The sequence below is a fragment of the Methylicorpusculum oleiharenae genome, from assembly GCF_009828925.2.
Taxonomy (GTDB): domain Bacteria; phylum Pseudomonadota; class Gammaproteobacteria; order Methylococcales; family Methylomonadaceae; genus Methylicorpusculum; species Methylicorpusculum oleiharenae.
In genome coordinates this window covers 1,550,488-1,567,911 of record NZ_WUTY02000001.1, presented here as the reverse complement: position 1 = coordinate 1,567,911, position 17,424 = coordinate 1,550,488, and the positions used below count along the sequence as shown (strand labels likewise).

At 42.0% G+C, this 17,424-nt stretch carries 11 protein-coding genes; 2 read left to right on the top strand and 9 right to left on the bottom strand.

What is annotated here, in order from left to right; genetic code table 11:
- Nucleotides 1–8 precede the first annotated feature (8 nt).
- From GO003_RS07330 to GO003_RS07290, 9 genes are all read right to left on the bottom strand, one after another.
- The gene (locus GO003_RS07330; protein ID WP_159652900.1) at nt 9–2,243 is read right to left on the bottom strand and encodes an alkaline phosphatase family protein; all 2,235 of its coding nucleotides are present in this window, start codon (nt 2,241–2,243) and stop codon (nt 9–11) included.
- 60 nt (nt 2,244–2,303) lie between these two features.
- Nucleotides 2,304–2,573 (bottom strand): DUF2442 domain-containing protein, encoded by a 270-nt coding sequence (locus tag GO003_RS07325; RefSeq protein ID WP_159652898.1) that lies wholly within the window; start codon nt 2,571–2,573, stop codon nt 2,304–2,306.
- 12 nt (nt 2,574–2,585) lie between these two features.
- Complete coding sequence (locus tag GO003_RS07320) at nt 2,586–2,855, bottom strand: DUF4160 domain-containing protein (RefSeq protein ID WP_159652896.1); 270 nt, start codon at nt 2,853–2,855, stop codon at nt 2,586–2,588.
- A 25-nt stretch (nt 2,856–2,880) separates the two neighbouring features.
- Entirely contained in the window at nt 2,881–6,573 is a 3,693-nt protein-coding gene (gene pglX, locus GO003_RS07315; RefSeq protein ID WP_159652894.1) for a BREX-1 system adenine-specific DNA-methyltransferase PglX, read from the bottom strand.
- Nucleotides 6,573–10,214: a BREX system P-loop protein BrxC gene (gene brxC / locus GO003_RS07310; protein WP_159652892.1), complete on the bottom strand. Its 3,642-nt coding sequence runs from the start codon at nt 10,212–10,214 to the stop codon at nt 6,573–6,575. Before brxC ends, pglX begins: the two co-directional genes overlap by 1 nt.
- Before the next feature lie 9 nt (nt 10,215–10,223).
- The gene (locus tag GO003_RS07305; RefSeq protein WP_159652890.1) at nt 10,224–10,775 is read right to left on the bottom strand and encodes a hypothetical protein; all 552 of its coding nucleotides are present in this window, start codon (nt 10,773–10,775) and stop codon (nt 10,224–10,226) included.
- On the bottom strand, nt 10,753–11,559 hold the full coding sequence (locus GO003_RS07300; protein WP_159652888.1) for a BrxA family protein: 807 nt from the start codon (nt 11,557–11,559) through the stop codon (nt 10,753–10,755). Before GO003_RS07300 ends, GO003_RS07305 begins: the two co-directional genes overlap by 23 nt.
- A 776-nt stretch (nt 11,560–12,335) precedes the next feature.
- Complete coding sequence (locus tag GO003_RS07295) at nt 12,336–13,424, bottom strand: tetratricopeptide repeat protein (RefSeq protein WP_159652886.1); 1,089 nt, start codon at nt 13,422–13,424, stop codon at nt 12,336–12,338.
- Nucleotides 13,421–14,170, bottom strand: coding sequence for a hypothetical protein (locus GO003_RS07290; RefSeq protein ID WP_159652884.1), 750 nt, complete (start codon nt 14,168–14,170; stop codon nt 13,421–13,423). Before GO003_RS07290 ends, GO003_RS07295 begins: the two co-directional genes overlap by 4 nt.
- 1,530 nt (nt 14,171–15,700) lie before the next feature.
- Here GO003_RS07290 and GO003_RS07285 point away from each other — a divergent pair.
- Nucleotides 15,701–16,882: a pyridoxal phosphate-dependent aminotransferase gene (locus GO003_RS07285; RefSeq protein WP_159652882.1), complete on the top strand. Its 1,182-nt coding sequence runs from the start codon at nt 15,701–15,703 to the stop codon at nt 16,880–16,882.
- Nucleotides 16,883–17,031: 149 nt separating this feature from the next.
- Nucleotides 17,032–17,409 (top strand): YajD family HNH nuclease, encoded by a 378-nt coding sequence (locus GO003_RS07280; protein ID WP_159652880.1) that lies wholly within the window; start codon nt 17,032–17,034, stop codon nt 17,407–17,409.
- Nucleotides 17,410–17,424 lie beyond the last annotated feature (15 nt).

Below are 17,424 nucleotides of genomic sequence, written 5' to 3'. Positions count from 1 at the left end.
CTTAGCTGTTAAAACAGACCGCCTAAATCCCGGTCCTTGTTTTGTTTTATTATTACCTTATCGAGTAGCTCTTTTGTTTGAGCATCCAGCAGATGGGCTTCTATTTCGGCGTTTCTGTCGAACTCGTACTCTTTCGCAATCAGCTCTTCTCTCTGAATGGTAAACACATCGCTTTTATTGATCTGTTTTTTATGACTGAAAAAAACCAGGTACACCTTCCGATTCAATGAGAATAAATCACCAGCGCTCTTATCCGCCTGGATTTTCAATTGAAAGAGCTCACCTGTTACACTTTTCAGGTCATCTTTATTTTGAATGGTGACTGTCAGAGTTTGTGATGAATCGTCAGCCCGCTCCCAACAAAAATAAGGCGTTATGAGTTCTTGTGGCGCAACACCGCCATGGGAAAAACCATAAACACCCGGTGTTTTGAACGGATTCATAGTTGTCGAAAAATAGAGGTAATTAAAGTGCCCGTATTTTTTCCCCGCTTCAATGTAGCTACCCGTTAAAGTAGGCTGCTGTTCAACCACCCGAATATAACGTTCTGCCTTTTCGGAAACTCCATCAAGTGCCACTGAAATCTTATCGGACTCACTTAATAACCCGGTCAAAACAAAGCCATGATCAGTGATTAAATAAACTTTTGCATAGCCGCTATTCAGCAGAATCGAAATCTTTGCAGCGAAATAATCAATGGTTTCAGGGAAATACTTCAAGGCTTTATGCTGCAATTTTTCACCCATATCATCGATATCCTTATAAGTGCAGATAAGGTAGTTCGCCGGTCTTGGTTCCTCATTAACTTCATCAAGTTTGATAAAATCGATGGCTGTGCCGGGGTTTTGATCGCGCAGATATTTTTCACGGTTACTTTGCACCTTTTCCGTTACTCCATTAGCCATGTAAATTCGGCTCATGTTGTTTTCTGTTTCGGAAGGAATATCTGCAAGCAAGTTGTTTTTGCTGAGTTTAAAGCCGTTATTGACCTTTACTGCCACTTGACAGGCCATTTCATACGCCACGCCATCGCCCACAATAACAGCCGTTTTCACGCTGTTTTCATCAATAATCCGTTGAAGTATGCCAGTTTGCTGTTCCTGATAGCCAGTAAAATACTTAAACCATTTATCCAGGAAAATGGCTACCAACTGTTTGTAATGCGCCTGAAAGGGTTCCAGCAAATTTGTCTTATTCAGAAACTCCGTGTAAAGGTTGCGGATGGCCGTATCAAGTTTATAAAAATGCTTGGTATAAAACTCAACGCACTCCGGGAATGAGCTGAGATAGGCAATATCTTTGGGATCAAATTCAAGCAGTATCTTTACATCACTCCAAAAAGAGATACCCAATGCCTTTGCCTGTTTGCTCTGGTTACGCTGAGATATTTTGCTTAGATAATCAGGAAGAGATTCTTTATTGCCGATATGTTCACCGATAATCTTTAGCCATTGTTCATCGACTGATCGGAATGGATGAGATGATTTAACAGACCAGATATCCATATCGGACGGCAGTGTATAGTTGCTAAGATAATTGGAAAATGAATCGCGATAACTGACTGAATCCAGCCAGTCGTAATAGACCGCTTCGAGTATCGGTATGGGTTTTCCGCAAGCCAGGCCGTCCAGTATTGCCTTTACAACCTCGGCGGCCAGGGTCTTCGCGGGTTTTGGAATATATTCCTGTTTCAGTAAGTCATTGACCTTACGATAGAAAGACTCTCTCAGTTGAGCATCATATTTATCGGCTTCAAAAGCCACCGGATCATGAATAAAAGGCAACAGTTCTTTTTTAAGATCGAAGATTTCCGTAGCGCCCTTGTGGCACACATCAAACCAGTAACCTTTGTCTTTGCCGATACTGACTTTAGCAGCCGTGATCAGCTCCTCTTTTGGCAAGTTGATATTCAGATTCAACGTCTGATGAACTTTGTCTTTGATGTAGTTTTGCAGAGTGCGAATTTCAAGACTGCCGTGGGTTTCGCAGTATTCCCGGACAAATTTCAGTTTATCCTTTGCCGTACTTGTATAAATCAAGTATTTCTTTGCCGAGGGTTGTTCACGTTCAATCAAATACTTGACATGCAATTCTTCGACTTCCGAATTTGCGCAAAAAACCGTGTAAATTTGTTCAAGTGTTCGCAATAAGAAATTCGCGTCACCCGACTCATCAATCAAAACGGCTACAGGATGCGTTGCAAAAATATTATTCAGATCGTTTTGTAGCCAAGTATCAATCATCGTCCATTTCCTATGAATGTCTCCATTCGTGATGCACAGTATGCTTGTCGAATTAATGAGTTAATTTAAAAGTTTCGCGGGTTCTTGGTCGGCAATTTTCACAAAATGGCCGCGTTCCAAAATTTGATCCAAATGAAAATCAAACTGATCGCTCCAATAAATCCGTTTATTTTTAAACTTTACCGACTTAAACAAGGCCGAGTCATAAAGTGGTTTGTAGCAGGGGATTCGATCCAATTCCGCCTTTACATCAAAATCAACTATCGAATCATCATCTAAAGAGATGCGCAAAATATAATTATCTTTCGGCTCTACTTTAATCAATTTCATAAACACCTCAACTTATCTTAACGGTTCAATGCGAAAGGGTTCTTGGCCTGATACGGCTAATTTCCAGTCGATCATTAAAGATTCTTGATATAACTCAATCCAGGCCTGAACCAAGCGGGTTTGTTTACGTGGCAAACTACCCGAAATCACCTCACCATCCAGTATTGAAAACACCGCCTCGTCATCCTGATATTCAGCGTGGATGTGGGGCATGTTGTGTTTTCCATTATCGTAAAAATACATCATGATTTGGATACCGTAAAAAATGGATATGGTTGGCATCTTTTAGTCCTCTAAGCGTTTGATTTTACCAGTCGGCATTCAAGTATTTTTTCAATTGCCCTGGATTTAATACTTCGTAGGGAATCATCTTCTTTTTCTGTAAGGGCGCAATGTTTTTACCTACGCCATCGTCAAGGATGGGATTGTAGCCTTCGGCCAGCAGTTCCTCGATTTTCACCTTGAAGGCGTCAATCTCCTTGAGCTGCTTGAAGATTTTATCTTTCTCGTTCTGAGCATCAGCGCTGTCGTTATTGGCCAGATCACTTTGACGATTCATCAAGGCTCTCTCCCGATGCTCTATATAGACCGAGCGTAGGCGCATCAGCTTATCGCGGCTCCACTTGTAGATGATGATGTAGCAGTCAAAGCCCTGTTCCGGACCGCTGGAAAGATGCCAGATAAAAGGTGTCGCTGGCAGTTGCTTAAATAATTTTAGGTGATCGGATAATTCTGCAAAGAAGTCTTTGTTTAGATATTCATTTAGCGGTCGTCCCAGCACAGAATCAAAGTTGGCAAATTGGGCTGTAGAAAAGCCTTTTTCCCGGAACTTCTCTTCGATACGATCCAGCAGGATTTTTTCTCCGGCATTGGGAACCAGCGAGACGATGCCGTCGTCATCCTCCATCAGGATTTCACGGACTATGTCTGCCAGAAATTCCATTGCCAAAATATTCATGCGCTGTTTGGGTATAACACTGCTCTGCTTAAACCAATACCAGACATTGATGGGATTGATTTGATGGCGGATGCAGAATTCTTCCAGAGTATTATTACCTTGGTATAATGTTGAAAACTCGCTTTCAACCGCTTCCCGATCTTCTGCCGTGAACTCTTTCTCCGGCAGAGCTTCGGCAAAATTCCGAATATTATCCAGCGGGAATTCTTTTGTTGCTTCTTCTTCGGCAAGATAGGCTGTGCGGGCTTCTGCGCTCACAGGCAGTCCACCGATACTTTCGCCTTCTTTGGCAAGCACCAAGGCTTTATCGCTTTCGGTTAAATCATAAACATCAAAGATTTTCTCGTTGATAATGGCTTCATTGAGTAGAACTTGAGTGAGGAGGTGGTTCTCATAGTTGAAATAATACCTAATACGATTATTTACTTCACCAGCTGTGGCAAATTCAACAAAAGGTGATTTTTGGAAACCAATTTCTATCACAGAAAATTTTTCCAAAAATTGATTGATATCGATATTTATTTTTGAAAATGGTGAAATGTAATCTAAGGCATTTTTATTTGGCTTCGGAAGAGGTATTCTTTTTACATCATTTGGCTGCTTGTTGACTGTTGGGTTTAGACAATCAGTGATGTAAGAAACCAATTTTGAGTTTAACGCTGCTATGGCGTAATAAAGATCAGCTTTAGGGAAAACAGCAGACGCCCCCATGTCATATAGAATATATTTTGACTTAAATCTGAAATTAATACCTTTTGAACCACTACCAGAATAGCTAATTCCGTCAACATAAGTGTATTTATCAGGTACCAAATTAAAGCTATTTTGTTTTCGAATATATGCTGCATTATTTTCATAATTTACACACAACCAATTATTCCCATACCATTTTTTAAATGGACCACCTTTCGTATATCTTACCCATTTTATTTCGTTCCCTCCGTCATATAGATCATCGGAGTTGATTTCCCACCAAAAGCGAAGGGCTCCATTATTATTGCCTGTTTTTACCCCAGATATTACATCAGCCTCTTTCTCAAGTGCGGCTCTCTTAAATTTCTCCCGAAACTCATCAGAAATCCAATAGATAAATGGGAAGGATTTGATTATTTTCAGCTTGAACTGAGGTGTGGAAAAAACATGCTTATCTTCAATTCCATGTATAAATTTCATGTAAATTTCAGAAAAAATATTTGGCTTATTGCTGTGGTTTTTATATGTTTTTAGGTCGAAAAAAACACCATTATCAGATTGATCACCTTTTTTAAGAACATACATACACACATCAACCTGAACATCCGAATTTGCAAAAACACCTCCTAAACCGAGTTCTGCAAGTAGATTTATGTTTGTTTCTGCTAAAATAAACTTTCTAACATCTTCAAAAGTCTTTATATACATAAATGTCAAAGGATGTAACATCGCAATAAAACCATCCTCACCCACAAACTCATAACACCGCTTAATAAACGTGGCGTAAAGGTTAGTGTTGAATTTATAAGGCTTTTTATAATTGTTCTCTATAAAGGTTTTTAAATCTGACCCAAAGTCGGAACTGTCTGTATAAGGTGGATTGGCAGTGGCTACATCATATTTAGTGGTGAGTAGTTCCAAGAACGTGATGGCATCTCTGGTTTTACTGGCAAGAAAGGTATTATTACGTAGTGCTTGGGCATACTGTTCCACGGCAGTTTTAAGATTATTAAAGAAAATGGCAGAGAAGCCTTTGTGCTCTGATATTTCAGAAGATATAAAAACATCATTTTGCTTTGATTCTTGCTTGGCTTCCAAGCTATTTAGTTTTGCCTTCAGTTTTTCATCCAAACGAATCAGCGAGCCAAACTTATAGGCATACTGTAGGTCACTCCAGATATCGGCAATCAATTCTTTCTGGTTTTTATCAAGATTAGTTCCCTCTTCAAAAATATGACGGCTCTCTGCATAATCGGGTAGAAAAAAGTCGGAGGAAACCACATTGAATTTCAAATTACCCATGGAGCGGCGCTTCTTCCTGGCTTTGATATAGAGTCCAAGCTGCGCCAACTGAACGGCACGGTCATCCAGATCAATTCCGTGCAGATTATTTTCGATGATCAGCTTTGGAATATCTGCCTCAGCGTAATCGGCACCGTAGTTTTCTATCTGATCCAGATATAAGGCATAAAAGAAATCAAAGGCATAAAGCAAAAAGTTTCCCGATCCGCAGGCCGGATCAATCAGCTTGATTTCATGCAGAGGCTTTGGTTTACGCTCTTGCGTTTTAGGGGCATTGGCAATTTTGTAGTGGGTTTTGATGGCAGAATCAGGATACATCTCCAGATAGAGCTTACCCAATGAGTTCTCGACCAGAAACCGCACTACCCAACGCGGGGTATAAACTTGGGATTGCAGTGAAACCTTGTCGTATTCGGTTTTTTCGTCGCTGTCTTTGAATGCTTGCTTTTTGGTATTGTTATAGCTCTCATAGAGCCAACCGAGAATATCATCGCTCTGCCAGATGTTGGCTTCCACCTGCGGGTCATTTTCTACCGCATTAAAGGCATCGATAATATCGTTAAGACTAATCGCATCGGGTAACAGCGCATAAGGAAACTCTTTGCTATATAGAGTTAAGGTTTCGCCCAACTCGTTAAAGGCATGCTTAATATATCCCCGGATGCCCTCAAGCTCTTCATTGCGCATATCTGGCCGCATTTCCAGCCAGGCTTTGTGACCAAACGAACGGTCGCCATGCTCTGGTTGTTTGGTGATGATCGGCGGAAAAAGGCTGGCTGCTTCCATGACCTTTATCGCGGCAATGCGGTTAAAAAGCGTAAAGGTCAGTTCATCCAGCAACTTTTCACGAGCATTTTTATAACACCCCGTCTCACCTACATGGTTTTCCAGCATCTCTTCAAAACGCTGACGTTTGTCATGTAACTCGGACGGTAATTTTTCCAGTTCAAGCTGTTTGCTTGCACCGATACCCAGTCGGGCAAATTGCTTGTCAAAGGCCCCCTCAATCAGGTTACGAAGTGTATCGACATGGTCTGACAGTTTCATTAATTTACCGACCCTTCTAACGTTTCTATAGCCAGCTCGATTTTTTCGTCAGACCTAGCAGAAGCTAATGCGGTTAACTGGGTCGTCAACAGGGATTTGTATTCCTGGACTGTCATAAATTTACCGGGTACTTGCAGCTTTATTTTTCGTGGTGGCTTTGGCGGCGTGGGTTTTTCCAGATCACTGTCTGGCTCAGGTTCTGGTGGTGCTTCAGCAATAAAACTGCTTTGAATAATCAGCAGTTCATTCTCTTTGGCAGGTGCCAGAGCGGTATAGTTGAGGATATCTGAAAGCGAATAACCACATTTGGTACAGGTGATGGAAAAATCCAGACTGGGTTCGCCAACCGTTCTATCAGTGCAATAGCGTTTCAGATCATCCAGTTTTTTCTGATTGTGAACATTTAATTCGCTTGGATAATGTTGCTTCAGCTGACGTATCGCGCTATCCACCTTGCCCAGAAGTAACTGATATTCGTGCGTCATTCCCGATGCGGCATTTTTGATGAACTTGAAGTAATTATCTTTTACCACCTGTGCTTGTTGCTGAAGCTGAGCAAAATTTTTCACCATGTCCTGTTGGTAAATCCGCAGGAATTCATCATTCGCTTCATTAATGCTGTTATCAGCACGATCGGCTTTCTTGAGTTCCGTTATAACATTTTCGATAAAACGCTTACTGTCTTTTACCGTAGAAAAATTCTTTTTATTAAATTTTTGGGCTTTGAGAATGGCTTGAACTGCTTCTTTAAAAGCCTCTTCGGTAGTGAGAAGATATTCCACTTTTTCAATGTAATTGCTTTCGGTCACCTTGCTGGAATAATTGAGCAGCGTTGTTTTTTGTGCAGCCACATTCGGAAAAAGAACCTCGAAGTTATCAATGCTTTCATTTAAGGTGGTCAGTGCCGCATCAAAATGATCGGCCAGGCCTTTGATCGCATCCGCCAATTCGAAGTCATTAATGTTCCAGTCTACTTTGCGCTTGGCATGGGCTTCTATTTCAAGATCCAGTAACAACTGCACAGCCTGGTTTTTCTGCGTTGCTGTCAGGGTTGCGGTAATGGACTTGAAGGAGGCTGATTTAAACTTGGTCGCATTGGTGAAGGCCTCATGGACTGCTTTCTGGTCATGCGAGAACCAGGTATCGCCATTGTATTTAACAGCAAGTCGGCCCGCTCTTAAAAGTGCGGCCAAGGTTGTCACAAGGGTACCGAAAGAATAGCCCCAGGGGGCTCCAGAAAGGTCGGATTCCAATGATTTTCCATCCACAAAACGAGATTTTATTTTGGCGTTGATCTCCTCGACAACCTTCAGGTGATCCCCGGTAAAATTGCCATGAGCATCATAAAATTTAAAGTCATTTCCCGAAAAAAGACCGCCGAGATTCTCTTTTCTGGAGCTGAAAATTTTAGGCACTAAGGCTTCCGATAGTTGATTAACAAGTCTCTTGGTGTAGATATTCTTAATCAGTTTTCTTTGGACTTCACTAATGGTGCCTTTAAAGGTGTCGGCATTGAGAAAGTGCTCGTCAAACATATAAATCAATGCGGCATTTTTATAGGCATTCTCTATGTTAATGCGCAGATTCTTTTCCTTCTCTTCTCTAATAATTGAAAAGTCCCTAATGATCTGCCTCTTGGCGGGGTCTGTTTCATTGGAGAATTTTTGTTCCATGTAGGTGTAACGGCTTATTTCGCCAATCAACTTATCTATCTGAGAAAAATCTTTGTTGTCAGGAATCAGGGTAATCAGGTCTTTGTTGTATTGAGTTTCCAGTTTGAGCTGCTCAATAAAGTCCTGTCTGTTTTCACTGATGTTAAAAAGGCTGTAGGCCGTCAATTTCAATTGCTTGCTGCCAGGACTGCACAGTTCATCATCCTGGTCTGACAGTACACTGAATTTGAAGGTGTCTGATCCCTCGTTGAAAGTGGCAATCGGTGTAAAAATTTTATAGTCTTTGAGGTAATTAATCAGTGAGCGCTTTTTACTGAACAGCTCCACATCAAATTCTTTCATTTCTTCAAGCAGCTTGCCTTCAAGATCTGAAGTGATTTTATAGTGGTTGTTAGCCAGTAAAAGGACTTTAGCTTCAACCAGTAAATTTAAGGCTTCTTCAATCTTCGGTTTAATATCGTAGTAAGTGGTTATATCCTGGATGTAACTCTTGGTAATATTCTCCACTGTCGCTGAAACGACTTCAGAATCAGCAAGCAGGTGAAGCGTTTTCAGGAGTTTATCCCCCTCTAAACTTAAGTTTTTTTCAGCAAGAATCTTGCGCGCGGTGTCATATTTATTAACCAGACCCACCGGCGGAGCTGTCTGGGCTTCGACACAAATGGCATGCCCAGGTGTAAAAGCATACAACGCCTGATCGCGCATTTGCTTTCTGAGTACATCAAACGTGGTAATAATCATGCCCCGCGCAGCAATTTGTGTTGCCACTAAGGCGTTGGAGCTGAAGAGGAACTTTTGCAAAATATCAAACTGATATTTATGAAACGGATAATAAGTCGCAAATTCCTGAGCCGTTGTCGTTTTCGTAGGAAAAGATGACTTCAGATTCGTTGCATCTGAAACAAGGCCTTCGTTTTTCTTGTAATAATCCAGGAGTTGATTGAAATACGTTTCTTTTTTCTGAAGTAAGCGACTGCGGATAATGACGTCCACTTCTGTGGCTTCGAGATGGATTTTTGTCTTAAACCGATCGGTGACTTTGGTGAGTTGGCTGCGATTAACATTGGCATTATTGATAACGTCATCGAGCTTTTCCTGTGCTATAGCAATGGTCCAGACTTTATGGCTGATGCTGGATAGCGCTTCGCTGATACCTTCCAGGTCAAGCAGCGTAAATTTCTTCTGACTGATCGCTTCGCTGGCTTCATCGAATACAAATACCAGGGTCTCATCGGTTTTAAACGTTAAGTATTTTTCGAGCTCGCCCTTAAATTTGCTGGCGGAAAAATCACTGATGGCAGCGCTGTAGACCGCGTAGGTATCGTTATAGTCGGCCTCGCTATAACCCATGGCCGAAAAGACTTTCCGCATCACTTTGGCGACTTGTCTATTGCTGGTTTTTAGCGCTTCCCAATCCTTACCCTCCAGCTCTTTTACTTTGTCTTTGAAAGCGCTGTATTTCCCGTCAATATAGAGATCAAATTCCATGTAACCATAAATATCATCCCGGAATCCGAGGTTTTTCAACAAATTTGCAAACAGGGTAAATGCCAAGCCACGATCTGTGTTTTGTTTGGCGATATCTAAAAAGACAACCCTATTGTTACTGGAATCCAATTTGCGTATCGCATTCTCAATCAGGCTTTCATCAGTAACACCTTTAATCCGGGGTATAAAGCGCTCTCTCGCTGGAGTGCCGTTAATCATAGGATTATCTATGATGTAGCCCAGCATTTTACCGAAGTAGGATTTACCGGACCCATAGAAACCGGATAGCCAAACACCCGTTTCTTTAATGTTTGAGGTGTACTGGTTAGTAAAATCGTAAAGGTGACGACCAATGCCTTCGGTGACTATATAGGACTCAATTTCCTGCTGAATTTCCAGTTCCGAGCGATCTTCAAGGTCAATGACATTCTTGATATCTTCTTGGAGATCCAGCGTTAATATTTCATTTATTTTTGTCACAAATAATCCTTATTTCACCAAAGTACAGCGGTATGTCGATGCTAATTTAAAATTCATAAAGTACAGATTGTCGTCTTCAAAACGGGACGGGTAAAAGATGACTAACGGGTGCGGCAAGTTCATCACTGCCCGATGCTCCATAATGTTAACGTTTTCTATACCGGTGCCATAGAGACAGCCGGTTCTGATTAAGAACGGAATTTTATTGTTTTGACAGGCGAATTCTATTTCACTAATGATCTGATCGAATAAATCATGCTCTTGTGCATCTTCATCATGAAAAACTTTATGCGCTGATAAATCCATCTGTTGATAATATTCTCTGAATGAATCCCAACCCTCCACGTCAATAAACTTTACAAACAATTGGCTGACATCTATGAATGCTACATTGTCCGGGTAAAGCTCTCGGGCTTTTTCAATATACAAACGCTCCTCATTGGGTAGGTATGAAAAGAGGATGCTATTTCCGCCGTTAGCCTGTCTTCTCAGTTGATCCTGATTTTCAATTTGAAACTTAAGGTCTTCGAATTGCTGTTTATGGTTTGTTATATAAGACATCGCAAATTCCTTTATAGCTGTGAGTTAACTCGATGTTCAATGCAACACCATTGAAATCCATATTAAAAAATCCTTTTAACGAAAGTTTCTTAAGCCGGTCCCTGATATCCTCGCTAACAATAAACGATAGGGGTAGCATCTCATTCTTCAAAATATTATTGGTATGAGGATCGTGTAATTTTGCAAAGTAGAGAAAAAGACTCAATGCTTCAGCAGTGGGCCTAATTGGCTTAAATGATTTTATTCTTTTGCCTTCAAGGAAGTTTAACTTGGTCATTAAATTCAGGTATTTTGTCGATAAGGTATTGATCGTGCTTTCAGACCAGTTCAGCTTCAATGCCTTATTATGGCTTACAAATTCTTTTAGATAGGCCGTGATGTCATCTTTCGACAGACCTGCTCTTCCCGACAGGTATGCCTTGATGTACACCAGGGATGAAATTTCACGAAACAGCCGGTTATTGAGTGCAAATTGCCAGAATAGAATCAACTCCCTTTCCGGTAAGGGCAAATTATGTTGAAAAATAGCCTGAATTAAATCTTTATGTTCCTGGTTATAGAACTGAAGAAATGACCGCCTTACTGCCAACTCTACGCGTGTCCTGCTTTTTTCAGTTCTAAGATTAAATTCATTTCTATTGGATGCCAAATCCCGGATAGAGTCGCCCTGACTAAAAAAGGAATCAATTGCTGTATATATAAGAGCGCAATCACTCAACCCGCCAATGATATTTATCGTGGTATCGTATTTACCATCCGTGGTATGACTGTTTAACTCCGGCATTTCTTATTCCTTTTCTGGCTTATCGGCAGTTTGTCCTAATGTCACTTTGTAAAGTCATTGTCAGCAGCATTCTAGACGCGAAATCTGTTTTGACGTCGAGTTACATTCAAGTTCATCATCTGTGTTTTCAATTTGTTAGTCATATTAAGACAGTCCGCCATTTTCTCTTCGTATGAAAATCGGCCAGAAACTGTATATTTTGATTGTTCACGCGATAAGGGAGTATGTAGTGGGTACCAGTCAATACGAGCTAGCGCGTTCCTTCTACTCAGGCACCGACACGACCCAATTGTGGCTGGGTTACATTTTACCTTGATCTCAGTCCATAAGGTACGAGCTGCTTTAGGATTATCTTCAGCAATGTATTCGAAAATGTAAATCCTGCCTGGTTGGTTCGGCCCATACGCGCTTCACTCTCGACCTTCTAGACTCCGGTCAATCAGTTCTTCCATTTCGCGCATAACATCACCCTTTTCAACCAGTTCGTCACGATCAGTGCCGGTCAAGTGATTCGGCAATATGGTCGAGCTGACGAAGGATATCGAGTTCAGTTCTGACGGTAAATGTGTCTCTGGTGGCCATAATTTAGAATACACATCAGTGGAGTATTTGTAATCTTTCCTTTTACCTTACTCAAACGCTCTTTCCCATCAACGGCTATGCCTTGTGTGATTTTCTCAATTTTTCAGGCGTGATGTCACAAATATTCCTTCAAGGCTTGGTTGACCTGATTCTTGCGCGATGGGTGTAAATCCAGCACTGAGCAATACAGACATTCAACCATTTTGGTTAAAAATCCTCAAAGCGGCTTCATACTCAGCCTTAATATCAAACCCGGCATCCTGTCCCGGCGCGATGCGTTCCAGCGCAGCATACATGATGCAAACGATATTAAGACCGGTGTAATTCCCCGGTATCGATCTGAGCGGGTAGGTTTTATTGGGATTGTTCACATCCAATCCGCTTTGCCCGAGCGTTGCGGTTTCGAGCGCTACGCCGGAAATCTCCTGGTCTGACATATCTTTGAATGTCTCCAGCGCTTTTAGACAGTAGTTGACGGCAGCTTGATTAAGGCCTTTGGTTTGGCGGAATTGGTCATAGGCAATGCCCCGCAAAATGTCCTCAGCACGCTCGGCCGCTTTCGAACCGGGTGCCGCTTCAATGACTTGAGTCAGCAACGCCGCTACCCGTTTTTTAATCGCTTCGTCGCTATGAATGGCCAACAAGTTTTCCGCCAGTGCCAATAACGCGATAGGGTCATTAGGACCCGCTCTGACCGCATTTTCCAGCAAGGCAGCGGCTTCGGGTTCGTTGAGCTTTGACGCAATATAACCGGCGGTTCTCAGGGCATACGGATCGCTCGGCGCCAGTTTGACTCCCGTTTGTGCTGCTTGGTTGGCTTCAATGATCTGCCCATGCCGCAGATAGGCAACGGCAAGCGCAACCCAGCCATGCACATAGTCCGGTTTGATGCGGGTCAGGTTGGCCAATAGCTCGATAGCGTTGGCAAAGTTGCCCTCATCGCTGTAAACCATGCCCAGGTTGTAAAGCACGATCGGGTTGGCGGGGTATTGAGCGTACAGCGCTTCAAAAATGGCGTGGCCTTTTGGGTAAAGGCCGCGCTGCAGGGCGTCCAGACCCGCCTCCGATTGTGCTTTTGCCTCGAGGTCTTCGGTAACGATCAACGTATCGTGATCAATGCTGACCTTGGGAAATAGACCATCGACACTGGACTCTTCGGTGATGTGTTTTATAAGGTATTCATTAAACCCTTCCGCATGCCGATCTTGGTAGGCTTCCGGCAAGGCCGACACATCATATTCGGAAATTTTGATCAACACGGTGCCAGGGGCAGGGGTTTTCATAGTGAGGGGGTTATCCATTCAAAACGGTCTGTTAAAGCCAGGCGCTTGAGCCACGCGTTGACGAGTTCGCTATCGGTGGCATCGGCCTTGCTGCCGGTCACGTCACCCACCAGTCCGGTACAGACGGCTTCAAAGCCACAGTGCTTATAGGGTTCAAAAAAATCGGTGCGATTAAACAAGTAATCAGAAGCCAGAGCCGTAGCCCCATTGATGGCTTGATGACTGTGTAACAGCCAATCAGGGAATTTTGCAGGCTCGATGTTTAAAGACTGTTCGCCCGCGTCTTTTTCCACTAAAAAATGCGTTAACTGGCTATCCCTTAACTCCGGATAGTCTTTGTGAATGTGTGCCGATAGCTTTATCAGCGGCGCCGCACTGCGAAGTTGACTGCCCAGCCCCATCAACATCTTGTCAGCGAACATTTTGGCAGTGTCGGCATCGTAACCCAGAGCTACAAACTCAGCTACCGTTTTAGCCAGGCAGTTTGCCGGGGAGGACAGGTGCTTAGACTCCCGTTGTTCATAATAGCGGATAGCCAGCGCGCATTGCACGCCAACGAGATACGGGATGTCGGGTCTTTTGGGATTGACTGAAATCCTTAACTGGCTGGACCACTGCGCTTCGCTTAAATGCAGCACCGCCCCGACGGTCAGGGTGTCGTCCCATGTCACCCGGACAGGTAAGTGGCTTATCTTTTCCGCCGCTTCAATGAGACCGGCCGCTTGTTCGTAAGTAGTATCGGGCATGCGCCTGTGCGTTTGTTTGAAATTAATGGCTTAGTTTATCTTTTTATGGCCTTGATGGCCTTATTTCCGTAAATAATCCTGCTCGGCATTTAATCCTGAAAGAGCCGTTGAAAGGGGGCAAAGTAACCTAACTGATTGAACTTATAAGAAGACGGCCGCTATACAAGAAATAACGACTAATAGTGCGTTTCAATAAAACATTTACATTTTTTAGAAAATTTGATCGAGGCTCATAGGCCCTGGAAAACATGAGCTACAGCAAGCTAATGGTGATTCTCTTATTGTAAGCATTTTGATGAAACGAACTACTAATCGATCGGGGCATGATGTCCGGTTTAAAATTATAGATAAGCCAGCATAGCAGTCCGCAGTCTCAGGACGACCAACCGCTGGGAGCATTATTAAGTCATCTGTTTTCAAGAATCACCAAGCAGGTTTGGTTTGATGATCTTCCTATAAGCCGTGTTTGGCTTTATTATGCGGAAAGCGCTACACCAAAACTAAATTTAATTACAAAAGGGTCAGGATCCAGAAAAAGAATTCATGTTCTTGAAGACAGTACAAAGTGCAACTTATACCAATGAGGATGATGATCAACAAAAGCAAAAAAATAACACCAGTTCCGATTCTAGCAATTTTGACCCAACTGAATCCTTAAGTGACTTTATAATGAATTAAACCTTATTTTTTCTGCTTCAAACTTTTCTTATACTTATCTCCATTTACCTACCTCTAAAGAATTAGCCTAAAATAAGAATCTTGAGCATGTTGTAGTTGTAAGTATTTAATTGCATGGCATCGTATTTGAATCCAACAATTCTGGCATTTAAAATCAAATGTTAATTAATAAATCCCACCAATATTATCACCATTAGTTTATTGTAAACGATTGGGTAAAACCCTTTAGGCTATTATATATATGGCTTTACAAGGCGGAAGTATATAGAGATCATAGAAATATAATAGAAATTGATAGAAACTTTAATACTTGAATCATTATATTTCCATTTACAGTAAATCTATGAAATCAATTTCAAGCCATATTATTGAGGGGCTTTGATAATCCATCCGCGGTTTTGTTTTTAACGTATGACTGTAAAATTTCAGAATCCTTCAGTTTTTATGCTTCAAAAAAATCAATAATCATGCCAACCTCATCAACGCACAGATTCTTCCCACTTGCTAAAGGAGAGCGAGTTTCACGCCCCCCTCATTAATAAATTAGGTTTTTGAAAACAGTTTTTTTATCTTAATTGATAAAAGAAAATGATGAATCACTAAAACGATAAGTTTATTGTGCTCCAATATTGAACACACAATGCACACCAACAATTGATTAAATTTAACACTAACTGGTTATATAATAGGACCATTAAGAGCCTGGATCCAACCTAGAACCACCATAATTACCTAAAATTCTATTATATTTCTATGAGTCTATTATTTTTATCGATTAAGACCATCTTATCTTATTGAAATATATAAACAATACGTTACCAGCAGTTTTAAACCATCAATTAACGGAAAACTATGAGCATTAAACTTTCAAACAGAGTCCAATCAGTCAAGCCGTCCCCGACTCTGTTAATCACAGCCAGGGCGGCTGCGATGCGCGCTGCCGGAAAAGATATCATCGGCTTGGGTGCGGGCGAACCCGACTTTGACACGCCTGATCATATCAAAGCAGCTGCGGTTACCGCGCTGGATAACGGCTTTACAAAATATACTGCCGTTGATGGCACACCCGGCCTAAAAAAAGCCATCATTAATAAATTCAAAAACGATAACAATCTGACCTATGAACCTAAACAGATTTTAGTTTCGTGTGGCGGCAAACAAAGTTCCTTCAATTTGACGCAAGCCCTGCTCAACCCGGGCGATGAAGTCATCATTCCGGCTCCTTACTGGGTTTCGTATCCGGATATGGTGTTATTAGCGGAAGGCGTGCCGGTCATTATTGAAACCACTCAAGCTCAGCATTTCAAAATAACTCCGGAACAATTACGAAACGCGATCACTGATAAAACCCGGTTGATATTCATTAACAGTCCCTCCAATCCGACCGGTGTTGCTTATACGCTGGACGAACTCAAAGCACTGGGCAGTGTTTTGAAAGACTTTCCCAATATCATCATTGCAACTGACGATATGTACGAACATATCATCTGGGAAAAAGGCAGCTTTGTTAATATTTTGAATGCCTATCCTGAATTCTATGACCGGACTGTCGTAATGAACGGCGTATCAAAAGCCTATTCGATGACAGGCTGGCGTATCGGCTATGCGGGAGGCCCTGCTGATTTGATTGAAGCTATGTGTACGATCCAGTCCCAGAGCACTTCCAATCCGACCTCCATATCGCAAGTAGCTGCTGAAACTGCTTTAAATGGCGATCAAAGCTGTATTGATACCATGATGGCAGAGTTTAAAAAACGCCATGACTATGTCGTCGCCGAATTAAACAAGATTGAGGGTATTGAGTGTATTCCAACGGATGGAACGTTTTACGTATTCCCTAATGTCGAAAAATTAATTTCACGGCTCGAAGGCATAAATGATGATTTGGAGTTTTCCGAATACCTGATCGAAAAAGCCGGAGTCGCCCTGGTTCCCGGCTCTGCTTTCGGCTGCCAAGGTCATATTCGCATATCGATTGCAACCAGCATGAAAAATCTGGAAAACGCTCTGGATAGGATAAGGAAAGCGATTTAACTTCGCTATCATCGCTCAAGGACGAGCAGACGACGGACTCGCAGGATTTATCCCAATCAGAAGACATTGATACTTTTGCATCAACCCTTGATTCACTCGCTTAATTCAAACATCATTCCTTTCCTGGCCTTTTCTTTGGAGGTAAAAAAATGTTAAAGGCAAAAAGCTTAGATAAAGACAAGCTCGATAAAATAGTCGCAGACGCTCGCCGCCAGAAAGAAGATCGTGAAAAAGGTTACAGAGAACAAGCGTTAAAACTGTACCCATGGATTTGCGGGCGATGTGCCAGAGAATTTACTCATACGAACTTGCGCGAACTGACTGTACATCATCGCGATCATAATCATGACAATAACCCCGGCGATGGGAGCAACTGGGAATTATTATGTCTTTACTGCCATGACAATGAACACGCCCGTTATGAACACGCGCATTTTAATACTAACAACAGCTCAGCCAAGGACAATGATACTAAAGCAACACATAATCCGTTTGCCAATCTTGCTGACTTGTTGAAATCGAAATAAATAACATCACTTCCG

What these genes read in the sequence shown, in the direction of transcription:
- GO003_RS07330 (WP_159652900.1), bottom strand. Translation starts at nt 2,243, where the DNA reads ATGATTGATACTTGGCTACAAAACGATCTGAATAATATTTTTGCAACG.
- GO003_RS07325 (WP_159652898.1), bottom strand. Translation starts at nt 2,573, where the DNA reads ATGAAATTGATTAAAGTAGAGCCGAAAGATAATTATATTTTGCGCATC.
- GO003_RS07320 (WP_159652896.1), bottom strand. Translation starts at nt 2,855, where the DNA reads ATGCCAACCATATCCATTTTTTACGGTATCCAAATCATGATGTATTTT.
- pglX (WP_159652894.1), bottom strand. Translation starts at nt 6,573, where the DNA reads ATGAAACTGTCAGACCATGTCGATACACTTCGTAACCTGATTGAGGGG.
- GO003_RS07305 (WP_159652890.1), bottom strand. Translation starts at nt 10,775, where the DNA reads ATGTCTTATATAACAAACCATAAACAGCAATTCGAAGACCTTAAGTTT.
- GO003_RS07300 (WP_159652888.1), bottom strand. Translation starts at nt 11,559, where the DNA reads ATGCCGGAGTTAAACAGTCATACCACGGATGGTAAATACGATACCACG.
- GO003_RS07295 (WP_159652886.1), bottom strand. Translation starts at nt 13,424, where the DNA reads ATGAAAACCCCTGCCCCTGGCACCGTGTTGATCAAAATTTCCGAATAT.
- GO003_RS07290 (WP_159652884.1), bottom strand. Translation starts at nt 14,170, where the DNA reads ATGCCCGATACTACTTACGAACAAGCGGCCGGTCTCATTGAAGCGGCG.
- GO003_RS07285 (WP_159652882.1), top strand. Translation starts at nt 15,701, where the DNA reads ATGAGCATTAAACTTTCAAACAGAGTCCAATCAGTCAAGCCGTCCCCG.
- GO003_RS07280 (WP_159652880.1), top strand. Translation starts at nt 17,032, where the DNA reads ATGTTAAAGGCAAAAAGCTTAGATAAAGACAAGCTCGATAAAATAGTC.